At 57.4% G+C, this 14,049-nt stretch carries 15 protein-coding genes and 1 tRNA gene; 3 read left to right on the top strand and 13 right to left on the bottom strand.

Going from position 1 to position 14,049, the window contains the following annotated elements; genetic code table 11:
* Positions 1-30 precede the first annotated feature (30 nt).
* On the bottom strand, positions 31-648 hold the full coding sequence (locus FHR97_RS08985) for a hypothetical protein (RefSeq protein ID WP_246403878.1): 618 nt from the start codon (positions 646-648) through the stop codon (positions 31-33).
* Between the two features lie 71 nt (positions 649-719).
* Between FHR97_RS08985 and FHR97_RS08980 the strand changes: the two genes are divergently transcribed.
* A complete protein-coding gene (locus FHR97_RS08980) occupies positions 720-1,757 on the top strand; it encodes a hypothetical protein (protein ID WP_183383464.1) in 1,038 nt (345 codons plus the stop codon).
* A gap of 212 nt (positions 1,758-1,969) precedes the next feature.
* Positions 1,970-2,046: transfer RNA gene (locus FHR97_RS08975), tRNA-Ile, on the top strand.
* Between the two features lie 122 nt (positions 2,047-2,168).
* Here the strand turns inward: FHR97_RS08975 and FHR97_RS08970 are convergent.
* Positions 2,169-2,633, bottom strand: coding sequence for a hypothetical protein (locus FHR97_RS08970; protein ID WP_183383463.1), 465 nt, complete (start codon positions 2,631-2,633; stop codon positions 2,169-2,171).
* A gap of 165 nt (positions 2,634-2,798) precedes the next feature.
* On the opposite strand from FHR97_RS08970, the gene FHR97_RS08965 reads away from it, so the two are divergent.
* On the top strand, positions 2,799-3,467 hold the full coding sequence (locus FHR97_RS08965; protein WP_183383462.1) for a hypothetical protein: 669 nt from the start codon (positions 2,799-2,801) through the stop codon (positions 3,465-3,467).
* A 224-nt stretch (positions 3,468-3,691) separates the two neighbouring features.
* Here FHR97_RS08965 and FHR97_RS08960 read toward each other — a convergent pair whose 3' ends face one another.
* From FHR97_RS08960 to FHR97_RS08910, 11 genes are all read right to left on the bottom strand, one after another.
* Positions 3,692-3,919 carry a hypothetical protein gene (locus FHR97_RS08960; RefSeq protein WP_183383461.1) on the bottom strand — a complete coding sequence of 76 codons (228 nt, stop codon included), beginning with the start codon at positions 3,917-3,919 and terminating at the stop codon, positions 3,692-3,694.
* Positions 3,919-4,551 (bottom strand): hypothetical protein, encoded by a 633-nt coding sequence (locus tag FHR97_RS08955; protein WP_183383460.1) that lies wholly within the window; start codon positions 4,549-4,551, stop codon positions 3,919-3,921. The genes FHR97_RS08960 and FHR97_RS08955 overlap by 1 nt, the downstream gene beginning before the upstream one ends.
* Entirely contained in the window at positions 4,551-5,021 is a 471-nt protein-coding gene (locus FHR97_RS08950) for a DUF5681 domain-containing protein (RefSeq protein WP_221187742.1), read from the bottom strand. Before FHR97_RS08950 ends, FHR97_RS08955 begins: the two co-directional genes overlap by 1 nt.
* 31 nt (positions 5,022-5,052) lie before the next feature.
* On the bottom strand, positions 5,053-5,781 hold the full coding sequence (locus FHR97_RS08945; protein ID WP_183383459.1) for a hypothetical protein: 729 nt from the start codon (positions 5,779-5,781) through the stop codon (positions 5,053-5,055).
* 644 nt (positions 5,782-6,425) lie between these two features.
* Entirely contained in the window at positions 6,426-7,988 is a 1,563-nt protein-coding gene (locus tag FHR97_RS08940) for a DUF3987 domain-containing protein (protein WP_183383458.1), read from the bottom strand.
* A 187-nt stretch (positions 7,989-8,175) separates the two neighbouring features.
* Entirely contained in the window at positions 8,176-8,376 is a 201-nt protein-coding gene (locus FHR97_RS08935; RefSeq protein WP_183383457.1) for a helix-turn-helix domain-containing protein, read from the bottom strand.
* 314 nt (positions 8,377-8,690) lie between these two features.
* Positions 8,691-10,004 carry a tyrosine-type recombinase/integrase gene (locus tag FHR97_RS08930; protein WP_183383456.1) on the bottom strand — a complete coding sequence of 438 codons (1,314 nt, stop codon included), beginning with the start codon at positions 10,002-10,004 and terminating at the stop codon, positions 8,691-8,693.
* A 523-nt stretch (positions 10,005-10,527) separates the two neighbouring features.
* Positions 10,528-12,123 carry an IS66 family transposase gene (tnpC, locus tag FHR97_RS08925; RefSeq protein ID WP_183383455.1) on the bottom strand — a complete coding sequence of 532 codons (1,596 nt, stop codon included), beginning with the start codon at positions 12,121-12,123 and terminating at the stop codon, positions 10,528-10,530.
* A 44-nt stretch (positions 12,124-12,167) separates the two neighbouring features.
* A complete protein-coding gene (tnpB, locus tag FHR97_RS08920; RefSeq protein ID WP_183383454.1) occupies positions 12,168-12,524 on the bottom strand; it encodes an IS66 family insertion sequence element accessory protein TnpB in 357 nt (118 codons plus the stop codon).
* Positions 12,521-12,730, bottom strand: coding sequence for a hypothetical protein (locus tag FHR97_RS08915; RefSeq protein WP_183383453.1), 210 nt, complete (start codon positions 12,728-12,730; stop codon positions 12,521-12,523). Before FHR97_RS08915 ends, tnpB begins: the two co-directional genes overlap by 4 nt.
* 97 nt (positions 12,731-12,827) lie before the next feature.
* A complete protein-coding gene (locus tag FHR97_RS08910; protein WP_183383452.1) occupies positions 12,828-13,904 on the bottom strand; it encodes a type I restriction endonuclease in 1,077 nt (358 codons plus the stop codon).
* Between the last annotated feature and the right edge of the window lie 145 nt (positions 13,905-14,049).

Below are 14,049 nucleotides of genomic sequence, written 5' to 3'. Positions count from 1 at the left end.
AAGGGCCGAAGGTGGAAGGATGCCGGGGCGTCAGCGGTCGATCAGGGTGGCCTCGAGGCTGACCGGCACCTCGTCGCCGATCTGCTCGTAGCCGAGCAGCAGGATCACGGTGCGCAGGGTCGGGTTGGCCATCAGCTCGCGGCCGTCCACGGCGATGCGCTCGGCATTGGCCACCCGGATGCGATCCGCCGCCACGCGGGTGAAGCGCAGCGCCAGCGGCTCCTGGCGGCGGACGCCCTCGGCGTCGACGCGAAAGGACAACGTCTCGGTCAGCGACTCGCCCACCGCCAGGCCATCGAGGCGCGCCGGCGGCAGCCGGGTGACCAGGGTCGCCAGGGGCCGTTCGGTCATGCCGTCGAGCCAGGGCGGCAGGGGGCCCAGGCGCTCCAGCACATCGGTCTGGTCGAGCCGCAGCGGCAGGCGCAGGGTGCCATCGGCATCGATGCTGCCCGAGAGCTCACGCACCTGGTGGCGGTGGGGCACCGGCCCGGTGGGGGTGATCTCGATCACGGTGGCCTCGAGCCGTGAGCGTGACGGCTCCAGCTGCCAGGCCGCCTGGGCGGGCAGGGCCACCAGCCCGGACAGCGCCAGTGCCAGTGACGCCACTCGCCAGGCGAGGCGGCGGGATCGTGCAGTTTGTGTGATCATCGGGGGGGATGCTCCCGGCGGGCATGTTAGCGTGATGGTCTCGAGAGTAATCAATGCCGGAGGCAATCGCGATGCGTAGCGCCAGGATCCTGCAACAAGGCACCATCCACTGTTTCCCCGCCGGCCTGCGCGACGAGCGGGGCGAGATCGTCAACGCCGAGATCTCCGCCGTGCTCTACGACGGCGAGCGGCTACTGCTGGCCAGCGACAAGCCGGTCCCCGGCGAGGAGCGCTCCGCGGTGTTCGCCCTGCCGCTGACGCCCGAGGGCCCGGATGACACGCGGCTGGAATACCTGACCGCCGCGCGGCTGCGGCAGGCGGTGAAGTACGAGGACTTCGCGCTGACCACCGACGGCCGGCACGTGCTGGCGGTGACCGGCTTCGATCGCATCGACGACCAGAGCCATGCCCTGAACGACTACAACCACCTGCTGATCTGGCCGCTCGGCAGGCCCGACGAGGTACAGGTGGTGGACCCCGATCCCCGCGACGGCGTGGAGGGCTCGCTGGAGCTGCGCCGCAAGCTCGATGCCGCCATCGGCTTTCCCTACTACAAGATCGAGGGCCTCGCCGCGGTGCCCGGCGACCACGGCGATGGCCTGCTGCTGTTCGGCGTGCGCGAGCAGGGCAACGCCCATGACGACTTCCATTACGTCTCCCGGGTGGTGGGCGCCCACTACCAGATCACCGAGGGCGGCAACATCGAGTTCATCGATGCTCTCCGCGAGTACTTCCGCTTCGACCCGGATGCCCGGGAGGGCGTGCGCTTCGCCTGCGGGCTCTCGAGTCTCGAGTACGATCCCTATCACGCCCGGCTCTACCTGCTGACCAGCTTCGAGATGGAAACGCACGGCGAGGAACACATCGGCGGCTACCTCTGGGTGATGAGCCTGGAGGACTTCCGCGCCGGCAAGGCCCCGGCGATGGTGACCACGCCGGTGGGCACGGCGCTGGAGTTCGAGCACAAGGCCGAGGGCCTGGCCGTGCTGGACCGGGAGCGCTTGTTCGTGGCCTACGACAACGACCGCCACCTGGCCCTGGGCAGCGTGGACGAGCGTGACGAGCGCCACGCCTGCGAGGCGCCCTACACCATCCTCCGCATCGACTGAGCGCCGCGCCGCTGGCCTCGGCCAGCGGCTTTCGCTATCATACGCCCGCGCTTCCGGGCCTATAGCTCAGTTGGTTAGAGCAGGGGACTCATAATAGAGGGTGCCAATAGGTCGCAGCGAAAGAAAACTAGAGAAATTACAATCGCTTACATGCATGACCAGTGGTTCGGCAAGCTGCCATGTAAGACACATGTAAGCGTTTTGCAAGGTTCGGGCCTATAGCTCAGTTGGTTAGAGCAGAGAACTCATAATTCTTTGGTCGCTGGTTCGAGTCCAGCTGGGCCCACCAGACAAAGCCCCAGGCCATTCGGTCTGGGGCTTTTCTGTGCGCTAGCCCTTGCAGTGTAGCGCGTCACATATTTTGCCATCCGAAGACGATCGGTGTGTGTGTGGCACCTAAGGCCTGGTGGGTCACCATCCTCCACCAAAGGTGGAGTCTGTAGTCACCGCAAAGTCGGGCATCTCCTTGACCTCAGCTACGTTCTTACAGGTCTGGCAGAAGTACCTATACTCATCCTCCTGGAGGATCGAGAGCCGACCATCCTGGCGGCACACGGCACAGATGGCATGAGCTGGCTCATCCTCGGTGACGTGCTCTTCCTTGAGCGTGTGGACGAAGTGCCCCATCGGTGTCTTGGAGAGGCGGTAGCGCTCGAACTGTTCCTCCTTGGCTAGCTTCTCCTTCAAGTGCCTGTTCTCTTCGACCAGTTCCTGCTGCTGCACCAGCAGCGAGACCAGGTCTGACTGGGCCGTGGCCAGCTTCTCCATGACCTCGCTCATCGCGGCATTGAACTGGGCCTGGTCATTGACGTCCTTGGCGGCCCTTGCAGCTTCGATGGCTGCCCTGACGGCTGTGACAGCTGCTCCTACTTCCATTTCACCCTCCGGCTTCGGGTCTGGTGTCTGACCATCCTACCGAAAGCGGGCGAGGTTGCTTACCACTTGACCTTGACATAGAATCGCAGGACCGTGCATAAAATTTGACCTTCATGCATGAGCGATGTAGTCTGTGCATGAAATCGGTGAGATGAGAGGTGGGGCATGGCTTTTCGAGCGGATGAAGCGGCAGCAAGAGAGTTTGAGAACCTAAAGACTTATTTTGCATCTAGTAGGAACTTGGATGAACCTCAAAGGAAACGCGCCATAGAGGAGCTGTCAGAGATCGTTTTTGAATACGGTCCTGTAGTGGAAAGTTACCCTACTTGGCATCCATTAGTCTCTAATCACGATAGCTGCGATGACCCAATTACACATCCAGGCAGATCTTGTGGTTATAGAGGCCTCGACCATACCCGATATTTTGCAAACGCATTCATCACTTGTCCCTATGGTGATGGTCAAGAAGTCATAGACTCTGTTAATGAGTTGCCATCACACCCTTTAGCCATTTTCAGCGCAGAGAGGCTGGATTTTCAGCTATACCATCCCAATGCCACTCCTGTATTGGTCAAGTGCCATTGGCAAAAGCATTTTGAGGGCGATAGAACAATCCCGCTTTCCATCGCCATGCCCCTACTCTTGGAGAAAGAGCTTCCTTGTTGGAGGAATGCTCAAGTCGCCGAAACATGGGAGACCATGCGTCCCTATTTCCTTGGTAGGCCTCATGGCAGCCGCTCATCGCTGTTCGTTAACCAAGAGACCGGGCAAGGGATCAAGAAAGTGTGGAATGCAGTGATCTACACAGGCATGTACGGTCCGATCAAGATCTGACGAGCAGCCCGCTAGGGCTTGAGAGCTGGCCAACGCACACCTTAGCGGCGGTGGCCAATCGATCGTCGCCTGCGCCGCCGCTGCGGGCCGCATACAACAACGCCCAGTGGCAAGGGAGCCAGCTGGGCGCTGAGGGCCAGGGCACGGCGCGGAGTGATCGTCGCTCTGGCTGGTTCCGTTTGATTTTCGTGCAACGGTTTCCTATGGCACGGCCCCTGACCGGGTTATCTGCTTCCCGCTGAAAAGAGTCGGCTGGTATCCGCTTCGTCATACTGAGGTGGGCAGTCCTTCTTGATATTTGCCTTGAGCTCGGCCTGCATGTTGGTGGCAATAGCTCCCCATTCATCAAGAGCCAGTAGGCTCGGGAACAGCGCGACCACCTTCCTTTGGCCACGCTGCTGTTCCAGAGCCTCAAGGCGCTTGAGGGTTGCCGTTGAGGCTCGCATGCGCATCAGTGATCGGTCTCCTTAGTCTGAAGGCGTTCTGCCACGATGCCCAGTGCTGATACTCGGGTCTCATGACGCGGATGATTGGCGCCGATGAAGGCTAGCGGCTGCTCGACGTAGAAGCGAACTTCCTGCGCCGGTACTTGGCATTCGATCACTTCAGCCTGGACTCTTGGATCAAGGTGCGGGCTAAGGATTGGGCGGATGTTGGATTCTGGTCCAGCGGGCACCACACGTATCACGCCATCCCCCCGCTGAACGAAGTAGACAGTGTTGGTTGGCCCTTTGTTGTGCTGCCAGTGGAGCTGGCCCTTGTCTCGGAAGAATGTGGTCAACGTCGCTTCCGGCCAAGGGCAATTTTTTAAGTAGGGTGGCTTGAATCGCTCCATGCCTTTAATGGGAATGTTGAAAGACGCTATTTCCTGTTTATTGGCCTGCATATCGATTCCTCCAGTTAACTGATTGAGCTTTACTTCCACTTCCTCGATGTATCCCAGATAGGGGAGGCGTCCATCATCCCCATGTGCGAGGAGCATCTGTTCCACTGCATTATGGATCAGAGATTCTAAATAGATGGGGTCAGTACCCGATGGAGGTGGGAGGCAGTGGGCCGGGATGGGTCTGCATGATATATTCATCAGTGGCTCTCCAAGGCTTTAAGTCGCGCCTCGATGTCATCCATCTGGCGAATAGCCCCTAGGGCTCCAATGACCTCGATGATCCGTTTGGCGTTGTCAGGGGCTATCTCGCCCTCTGCGGTAGCTGCCAGCACTTGCTCGACCTGTTGCGCGAGAGGGGCTGAGGTGTCGAGGTTGAACTGCACCTTTTCCGCCTGCGCGGCCAGCGTGGGCATGACCCGTGCCAGTATCAGTGAGGCTGCCTGAAGGTCGCCTTCCTTGGCCTTCTCAATGACCACGGTGGCAATCTCCTGAGCATCATTCAGAAGCGCCTGTGTCACCTTGTGACGCTTATCAACGATACCTTTTGGCCTACCCTTTGGGTTCGGACTTTTCATGCCCTTGTGCCAGCCAGGATTTCCCGTCTTTGGAGCATCTGGATCGGGTTTCCAGTCTTTCGCCCATTCAGGCTGCGCGTTAGAAGTCATCATCGATACCTTTGATTACATCATCTAGTGATCACTATTCTTGAGGTGCAAACTCTTTCATCACCAGCGCCGCCTCTGCTTCGTTGCTCGCGGCCTGAAGGCGCTCTACATCGGAACGGCTGGCCCCGACAGCTTTCTCCAACTCCTTGACGAATATGGGATGGGCTCTCTCAAGCTTGTCGAGAGTTGCCTTCATCACTTCGATGCGGGAAGAGAGTTCGGGTGATTGATGTGAATGGTAGCGACGGGTGAAATGTTCATGCTCCACGCCTGTCATGCCTGACAGATAGGATGGTGCTCCCAGCACGCTCTTGAGCGTCCTCTGGTCGCCACGTTTCAAAGCTTCACTGAGGAAGTTCATCCGGTCCCCCTGGGACATGTTTTTGACGTGGGCTCGAATTTCAGTAGCCACATTGCCGATGCCCGCGAATTCCTCAACAGGCTGGGTCAGTTCCCGCTCGGTGTGCTGGATGGCGGCATTCAACTTGTTCCAGCTCGACTCGAACGTCTTCTGGAGACGGGCGGAATACTTTTCTGCGAGCTGAGCAGTCATCAATACCTTGGCACGGTTCGTTCGACTTTCATCAAGTTGGAGCTTCTTTCTCGCCTCATGAACTGCATCTACTGACTGGTAAGCTTCATCTAGGGCAGTGACTGCATGGGAGACGTATCCCCTTGCTTCTTCATACCCTTCAATGCGGGTGATATTAAATGGGTGAAGGGTCGGGGATACATTCGTCTTCGCTTCGATGTTGGCGGCCATTTGAGTGCTCCTTTTAGGTGCGAAAAGTTACATGGGCAGTACAAGCATGCGCGAGAACAAAAGACATCTACAAATATTTTATTTAAAAACAAGTGTCTATCAGTCAAAAACAAATGAAGCCCATATAACTACCCGTTTCTGGTTCTGTGTCAGCGCAACTAGTGGGATGTGGCCACAGCAAAAGGTGTTAAATATGTTTAAAGGAAGTGTTAAATAGAGCGAAGCCGATTTTTATAGAGTAAATACAGCCGCTTGTGTGAATTTCTCGAATAAAATTAAAAATTAAAAGGCCCATAACACAAACTTTCTATATTCCTGTTCAGATAATGTGCAGTACAAGAAAAGGGGTATATTTTAATTTTTAATTTTTTATTTTTACCCATACCCTTTGCATAACAACTAATTATCAGCCACGAGTCATTAAAACCAGCTTTTACACAGTAAAAAAATCGCTGTGTCTCGCTGTGCTGGCCCGTGGGCCGATTTGCAGGGTCACTGCCGCACAGCTACTGGTCCGCACTCGATCGCGGCCCACACCGCTGCTGCGGGCCGCGTAGCTGGCGACCTGCTCCCTGTGGTCAGGGCGTTCCTACCCCGCACTCACGAAAGCGGGGCCATATCGGCCCCGCCGACCATCATGAACATCACTCGATGCTCAACACTCGGAAGCATCTACCGTGGAAGCCATAGCTCTCAACTGCTGCCGGTTTTGCTAGTTCCATCAAGTTCCCGTTGTCGATCAGGTTTTTGATTGTCGCGTCAAGTGCTGCCACGTGTCCCTGAGGGTGTGAGTTGAAGGCCTGGTTGTTTATGCCAATTCGATTTTGAAGGTAGAAGCGTGGCAAAACCCCCTGTTCAATCATTCGTGGGTCGACCTTATAGCTTGGGGACACCTTGCCCTTTATGTAGTCGGTCATGATCTTTTTGACCTTGAGGGTCCGGGCGTCGTCGTTCTTTCCTACATCTCCTGACTCCTTGCGCTCTACGAAAGCTGCAATATCGCGTCTAATCACCCCAATGGCCCACTCAGCGTGGTCATTGAAGATCATTGGTCGCTCGGGGTTATCCGCTATTGCAAGCAGGCTGGCGATCTTGAACGCCTTGAGGGCTGCGCGGTTGTAAACCTGTCGCTCCGACTCGTCTTCGATGTTGTGAAGCATCGTCCCGCACTCGGTCTCGAACCTCTCTAGACGATCCTTCGTCGAGTCACTTCCGTACTCAACTTGAATGCGTCTCTCTGGAGTGTGGACCGTGCCCTGGTAGGGTAGGGCACGGCGAATTATGGCTCGCCATTTTTCAAGGTGATCAGGGGTGAGACGATAGGGGCTGCGATCACGGTTAGGTTGCTGCCAGTCCCCGTCATAGGTGATGATGTTGAACCTAGACAGTGTTCCATCTTCCATCATGTCCGGTGTGAGTGCTTCGGTAAAAGTTCCAGGTGTCGTCTCACCGAGAAAAGAAAGGGCGGGCCATTTAACTTTCGGGAGGTTTTTCTCATTGTTGCTATATTCGATGCCATCCATCATGTCTTTAGAGTAAGCCCTAGTCATCACATTACGAAGTTCTTGCATTGGGGCGTCTTTCAGGCTCGACATACGACGTAACTTCTTGCCGAACTCACCTTGCAAGTTGAGGAATCCCGGCGTAGCAAGGATGCGCTTCTGGAGTGCAGGTCCGCTAGCAAAGTCTACCGGCTGAACGAAGTAGCTTGCCTCTGGTATTTCGCTTAGCTCGATCATAGCCGGGATGCCTTCGTGTATAGCTTCTTTCCCGACACCACTCTTGGCCACGAGGATGATGTAGAGGGCGCAGTCTTTCCCGGTCGGGATTTCAAAGGCCCTGCCACATACCCCAGCTAGAAGGCCCAGCGAGGCAGCAACGGCGATCTCAGAGGCCGGCTGGTAGCTCCCCTGCAAGATGGCGTCGGCTAACACACCGGCAAATCCAGGAGGTGGGTTTTCTAGCCTGTAAGTTTGACGACAAGACGCAAGGCATCCACCTATGTCCTGCTGATCGTGTTCGGCTTGTTCTGCGTGGTCAAAGTTAGCCAATAGGGTAGCCACAGTGACGTACATATCAGCGACTACAGCGGCCCACTCCTTGGGTGTGCGTTGCCTATGCAGCTCTTCAACTTCAGCCTCCGTACGCTTGCGGAAATTATCTAGCTTTTCCTCGGCGAGCTGCCCTATAGTGTTAGCGCTTGGCATTTAACTTGCTCCTGTCGAGCAAAGGGCCGCTGGGACAAGCCACCGTGATGCGGTAGCATCGCGCTCTCAGCGGTCCTTTTTCTTGAACTGTTTACAGCGCAGTTACTCGACGCGTCATTAATGACGGAAAAGGGTTGGCGCACTTCCAAAAAATCAACATGGCGCGAGGTATTACACATACCTTGCGCTAGTAGCTCTGGAACCCTTGATGGCTGGTGCCAGTGCGGGTCTGCTTCTCCAGAAACTCCAGCAAGTCAGCCTCAGCGTATCGGACGTTTTTCCCGATCTTTCTGAACCGGGGGCCACGCTTGAGGTAGCGCCATTGATTGACTGTATTGGGAGATAGACCGAGGAATTCAGCGGCCTGCTGTGTGGTTAGCAGCTTCATGGCAAGACTCCGATCTTGCCTGCCATTGGATATCAGGAAGGGTGGCAGGCGGATGCTTGCCGTCGAGATTTATTATGGTCACTCGGCCAGACGGGTTCGGCCTGTGTCCGGTGTCCTGGGAGGCTGGTTACTCTTGCTCCACCGGCTTTCGTCGCAGGTTCTTCTTTATCAGGCGCTCTGCGCAGCCCCTACCGCTATGGCACTACGCTAGCTTTATACTTGCTCATGTGCAAGCGGCTTTTCGCAGAAAGCTCATAGCTATCAGTTGGTTATGAACAGGCGTTGCATTATCGCAACGCCTGTTCATTTCCCAGTCAGGCCTTCATCGGAACCACGTTCTCGCCCTGCGCCGCTGCACGCGCCACGCTGCCTTGCCTGGTGATCCATTCGCCGATCTTCTGGGCGGCAGGCATTAGAAGGGATGGGTCCGGGTTGTTCTCGTAGTTGATGCCGTGGATATCGCTGGCCAGGTGGTTTGATAGCTGCCGGCGCTGGTCCGAGTCCACGCCAACGACCTGCGCCACATCCAAGAAGGTCCGCCTGAGGGCATGTGGGTGGATGTGCTCGCCTGCGATCTCTGAGACCTTGGTGAGCAGTGCCCGAGGATCTTTCATGTATCCGGCCTTGCCGCGCATGGCAGGGAACACGTGGTCATTTCCCTTTAGCCTTGCCTCGAATCGCCGCGTCAGCACAGCATGCAGGGCATCGCTGATCGGTAGGGTGACGGGGTTATGGTTCTTCGTCTCCGCAAGGTGGAATGTCGGAATGTCAGCATCGAGCTTGACTCGATCCCAGATCAGCATGCTCGCCTCTGAGACTCGAGCCCCTGTCAGCAGCATGAAAGCGATGAGGTCGGCGCTGGTGCAGGTAGTGGCCCTATGGTGGTCAGGGTTGCCGTACTCCTCCAGCATCGCCCACACCGCGCCAATCTTGGTCTTGGGGATGCGGGAGTCTCGTGCCTTCTCGGGGTTCCACTGCACCAGCCCGCCTTTCCTGATGGCCATGGAGACGGGGTTCACCGGCAGAATTGTATAGGTGCCATCAGCAGCCGCATGCTTTTCACGCGCCCAGTTCAGCAGTGCCTTGAGATAGCGGAAGGATTGGTTCGTCTGTATGGGAGCGGCCTTCGAGAGCTCGCGGAACTTCAGCACGACGTCATCCCGGCTGATTGTGGCCACAGGCTTGTCTGCCCAGTCCGCGAAGGTGTGCTCGACACAGTAGCGATAATCCGCCTTGGTACTGGGACGAAGAGGGCCGTTCGAAGTCTTCTTGTGCGTCACATAGTCCTCCATGACCTGCCGAAGGGTTTCACCTTGAGCCAGGTCCTCTTGCTGACGCTTTTTCTTCTCAACGAGCGGGTCTATCCCCTTGCGCATCATGGCCCGGACCTTCGCGGCTTCCTCCCTCGCCTCGGTGTGGGGCATCTCGGCTATGGGGGCGAGCGTGAAGCGCCGAGACTTGTTGTTGACGCGCCCCTGCACGATCCAGCTCCGAGAGCCAGCTGAGGTGATGCGCAGCCCAAGGCCGGGTGTCTTGTCCCAGTAGATGACCTGCCCGCTCTCCGGAGTCGGGAACTTTGTCTCTGAGGCGGCGGCGGTGTTGGTGATGCTGTACTTCTTGGCGCTCATGCTGCTGCCCTCCCGTGGTTGGCCACGTGGGCAGTGAATCCAGATAGAATGCTCATATCGGCGTTGCTCCTGCTAGTCGGCACGTCGATCACGCGGTCGGGGCTGTTGGCGCAGCCGCCGGCCGCTCTCGTTTGCGTACACGCCACGCCATGTAAGCGTCATGTACGCGTTTTTAGTATAATGACGAACTAGCACAGATTACTATGTATAAATGCAATGCCTTGATATGTATGGGATCACAGGCTTACATGGAAGGGGGTGTGACGTAGTATAAGGGCAGCCCGGCTAACTCATAATCCCTTGGTCGCTGGTTCGAGTCCAGCTGGGCCCCCATACAGCAAGACGTGTTTCTAGGCTTTACCTGGAGTTACACTCTTTAGAGATTCTTTCTGACCTATGTAACATTTGAAAAAGCATGTTGCGGGTACAGTTGGGAAGATTGAATCACCATGCCTTGATTTAGGCATGGCGGTTGTCGGATTTTTAGTAAGCGATCCATAAACCCCATCTGTATCGGCCCCACTCAGGCCGGTAGGGTGTCCTTCCACTGCCAGGGCAACAGGGAGTTGAGATCGTCTTCCTCGCCGAGAGTCGGCAGCGTCTCGAACACGAACTGCAGGTACTCGTAGGGCGAGAGGCCATTGGCCTTGGCCGTCTCGATCAGGCTGTAGATGGCCGCGCTGGCCTGGGCGCCGCTCGGCGTGTGGCTGAACAGCCAGTTCTTCCGGCCCACCACGAAGGGGCGGATGGCGTTCTCGGCCGGGTTGTTGTCCAGCGGGATCCAGCCGTCATCGAGGCAGCGCGTCAGGCGGCCCCACTGGCTATCCAGGTAGTGCAGCGCCTTGCCCAGCGCGCTCTTCGGCAGCACCTGAGCCAGCGACTTGTCGAGCCAGGTGCGCAGTTGGGTGATCAAGGGGCGGCTCTTTTGCTCGCGCAGCGCCTGCCGCGCCTCCGGTTCCAGGGCCTTGGCTTGCTTCTCCACGGCGTAGAGCTTGCGGATCTGGTTGAGTGCCCAGTCGGCCTTGCCGGTCTTGCCCTTGGGCTGCACCTTCCGGGCCTCGACGAACTTGCGGCGCGCATGCGCCCAGCAGCCGGCATGGTTGATGCCGTTGCGGCGCACTACCTCGGCATAGCCCTCGTAGCCATCGGTGATCAGGCGACCGGCATAATCGCCCAGCAGGCGGACGGGTACCCGACCGGCTCGGCTGGCGTCATAGTCGAACAGCACCACCTGTTGGCCCGGTGGCCCGCCACGCTGCAGCCACATGTAGGAGGTGGCGCTGGCCGACCGATCTTCCTCGGCATTGACCTGCAGGGTGGTCTCATCCATGTGGATCAGCGGGGCCTGCAGCAGGTGCTGACGCAGGGCCTCGACCAGCGGCATCAACCGATCGCCCACCTGTACCATCCAGCGCGCCAGGGTCTGACGCGGGATCTCGGCACCATGGCGGGCGAAGATCTGGCTCTGCCGGTAGAGCGGCAAGGCATCCTGGTACTTGGCGGTGGCCACGTAGGCGAGCAGTGTGGCGCTGGCATTGCTCTTGGGCAGCAGCTTGGCCGGCGCCGGGGCGACCTGGACGCCCTCTTCGCAGGCCGGGCAGGCATACTTGTAGCGCACATGGCGGATTACCTCGACTCGCGCCGGCACCACGTGGAGTTCTTCGCTGATCTCCTCGCCGATGACCTTGAGCGCGGTGCCGTCCTCGGCGCAGTGACGCGAGTCTTCGGGCAACTCGTGCACGACGTCGACGCGGGGCAGCTCGGACGGCAGCGCGACGCGACCACCGCGGGTGCGGCGTTTGGCCGGCTGGCGAGCCTCGACAGCGGATGCTTCCGTGGCCGGCTCATCGGCGGCAGCGGCGTCCTCCTCATCCACGGCTACTTCGGCCTCGTTGATGAGGAGATCCCCTTGCTCGATACGGTACTTCTCGGTGGAGGGGCCGAACTGGCGTTCGATGGCCAGACGGAATTGCTCGAACAGCGCCGCCTTGGCGGCTTCCCACTCGGCCTCCTTCTTGGCCATCAAGGCCTGCAGGCGGTCATTCTCCGCCTCGGCGGCGGCCAGCTTGCGTTGCAGCTGATCGACCGTATCGGCGGTGTGGGAAGCGGTGGATGTCATGCCGACATGTTACCGAATCTCCCCTTGCAAGGGGAGTGATATGGCTACCCAACCGATTGAAAATCCAAGGTCTTGTGCGGCTGCATGGCGCTGAGATCGTAGCCATCGAGGAGCCAGTTCAGCTCCTGGCCCGAGAGCGTGACCGTGTCGTTCTCCAACTGGTCGGGCCACTTGAAGCGCTCGCGCTCCAGGCGCTTGTACCAGACCACGAAGCCGTTGCGCTCCCAGAACAGCAGCTTCACCTTGTCGCGCTGACGGTTGCCGAACACGAACACCGCCTCCTCGAAGGGGTTGAGTTCCATGGCCTCCTGGACCAGCAGAGCCAATCCATCGATCTGCTTGCGCATGTCGACCGGCTCGCGGCACAGATAGACCCGCAGCCCGGTGTCCGGCCGGATCATCGAGCCACCTCCACGGCGACGAAGCGCTTCGGTCGATGACGCGGCGGCACCGACACGCCCTGCACCACCAGACGTTGCTCCCAGGCCAACAGCGCCGCCAGGTCCAGCCCTTGTCCCTCGGCATACTCGCTCAGCGCCAATTGCCGGGACGAGGCATGAAACAGGTGGCCCAGCCAGTAGGCCTGTGTCGAGGTCAGCTCGGTCATGGTGCCCTCCTTCATGATGGGAGGCACCAGTCTGGCCGACACCGATCAACTCAAGAAGATGGGGTTCGTGGATCGCTTACGATTTTTACGAGTGTCTTTATTCAGTATACTCTGCAACTGTTGACTTTAGCTGGTCACGGTGCTGGAAGAGGTCTCTGACAGACTGGATGTCGATCCTTTCTTCTTTTTTTTCGGTAAAGAATCCGACACGCTTAACGCTCTTGGTGTTGAAGTGGAATCGACAGATGGGTTTGCGATTATTGTCGTCGAGCAGGACTGCGCAATAGGACTTGGCGTCTCTCATGACTACACGGCTAACATCCAGTTCTTCGGCTAGAATCGATCTTACGATGTTATAAGCATCGACTTCCTCTTGGGTGGTAATGATGCCATCATCTTCCGGTTGTAGATCTTCGGTGTCAGTACCTCCCACAGAGGAAATCTGTGTTGCATCGATATCGTTGCTGGCTAGTGCTCCCTTTAGACGATGAGCAACCTGCTCCTTGATGTACAGTTTTCCGGCTTCTTTGATAATCGGCGTGAACTCCTCAATGACCTGCCGTGTCTGACGTCCTTCGTAGATATTGCCAATGATGAACTTGACGAACTCCTCAGGAACTTCCCCAAGGACTTTGCCAATTGATTGTTTGGCTAGGTTCGTATACTTGAGTCGGTTAGCTGTGCCGAGGATGGCGTCTACATCAAAGTTGGGTTTAGTGAATTTCTTCAACTCATCAATATCTTGCTCGTTGAAATCAGCCAAGTCGAAGGTAAAGAAGGGGCGGTTGTCGAGCTTGTTCTCGGAATCAAGGTCTGAGTAGAACCGGTATTCGAACCCATTCGTCAGGATGGCAAACTTGGCGTCTGTGCAAGCGAAATATCGATAGAGCTGATTGTACTGGACGTTGGAGAGATTAGTGCCCAATGGCTTGCATTCCATCAGAATCGAAAGGTTACCATCAGCCCGGATTGCATAATCCACTTTCTCCCCTTTTTTGGTACCCACGTCGGCGGTGAATTCCGGGATTACTTCCCGAGTGTCGAAAGGGTCATACCCAAGTGAATTGATGAAGGGCATGACTAGGGCTGTCTTGGTCGCCTCTTCGCTTTGGATGTGATCAAGTTGCTCTTCGCCACGACGGGCAATGCTTGACAGTTTCTCGCTCAGCTCCATGCTGCCTCCCTGCATTCATTGCAGTTGTTATACGAAATAACCTTAGACTAGACCTACTCTTGGGTTGACGCCAAAGACCTTAAGTCACAGGTAATAAACGGTGGGCCGTTACGTGCTCGCACCTACAGCAAGGATCAAGGTTGAG

This window comes from Halomonas stenophila, assembly GCF_014192275.1.
Lineage (GTDB): Bacteria > Pseudomonadota > Gammaproteobacteria > Pseudomonadales > Halomonadaceae > Halomonas > Halomonas stenophila.
This window is presented reverse-complemented; position numbering and strand designations above follow the sequence as displayed.

Bases quoted from the DNA above. Each gene is read 5' to 3' on its own strand.
- tnpB (WP_183383454.1), bottom strand. From the start codon at position 12,524: ATGATCCGGCCGGACACCGGGCTGCGGGTCTATCTGTGCCGCGAGCCG.
- FHR97_RS08910 (WP_183383452.1), bottom strand. From the start codon at position 13,904: ATGGAGCTGAGCGAGAAACTGTCAAGCATTGCCCGTCGTGGCGAAGAG.
- FHR97_RS08985 (WP_246403878.1), bottom strand. From the start codon at position 648: ATGATCACACAAACTGCACGATCCCGCCGCCTCGCCTGGCGAGTGGCG.
- FHR97_RS08980 (WP_183383464.1), top strand. From the start codon at position 720: ATGCGTAGCGCCAGGATCCTGCAACAAGGCACCATCCACTGTTTCCCC.
- FHR97_RS08940 (WP_183383458.1), bottom strand. From the start codon at position 7,988: ATGCCAAGCGCTAACACTATAGGGCAGCTCGCCGAGGAAAAGCTAGAT.
- FHR97_RS08955 (WP_183383460.1), bottom strand. From the start codon at position 4,551: ATGAATATATCATGCAGACCCATCCCGGCCCACTGCCTCCCACCTCCA.
- FHR97_RS08950 (WP_221187742.1), bottom strand. From the start codon at position 5,021: ATGATGACTTCTAACGCGCAGCCTGAATGGGCGAAAGACTGGAAACCC.
- FHR97_RS08960 (WP_183383461.1), bottom strand. From the start codon at position 3,919: ATGCGCATGCGAGCCTCAACGGCAACCCTCAAGCGCCTTGAGGCTCTG.
- FHR97_RS08930 (WP_183383456.1), bottom strand. From the start codon at position 10,004: ATGAGCGCCAAGAAGTACAGCATCACCAACACCGCCGCCGCCTCAGAG.
- tnpC (WP_183383455.1), bottom strand. From the start codon at position 12,123: ATGACATCCACCGCTTCCCACACCGCCGATACGGTCGATCAGCTGCAA.
- FHR97_RS08965 (WP_183383462.1), top strand. From the start codon at position 2,799: ATGGCTTTTCGAGCGGATGAAGCGGCAGCAAGAGAGTTTGAGAACCTA.
- FHR97_RS08945 (WP_183383459.1), bottom strand. From the start codon at position 5,781: ATGGCCGCCAACATCGAAGCGAAGACGAATGTATCCCCGACCCTTCAC.
- FHR97_RS08915 (WP_183383453.1), bottom strand. From the start codon at position 12,730: ATGACCGAGCTGACCTCGACACAGGCCTACTGGCTGGGCCACCTGTTT.
- FHR97_RS08935 (WP_183383457.1), bottom strand. From the start codon at position 8,376: ATGAAGCTGCTAACCACACAGCAGGCCGCTGAATTCCTCGGTCTATCT.
- FHR97_RS08970 (WP_183383463.1), bottom strand. From the start codon at position 2,633: ATGGAAGTAGGAGCAGCTGTCACAGCCGTCAGGGCAGCCATCGAAGCT.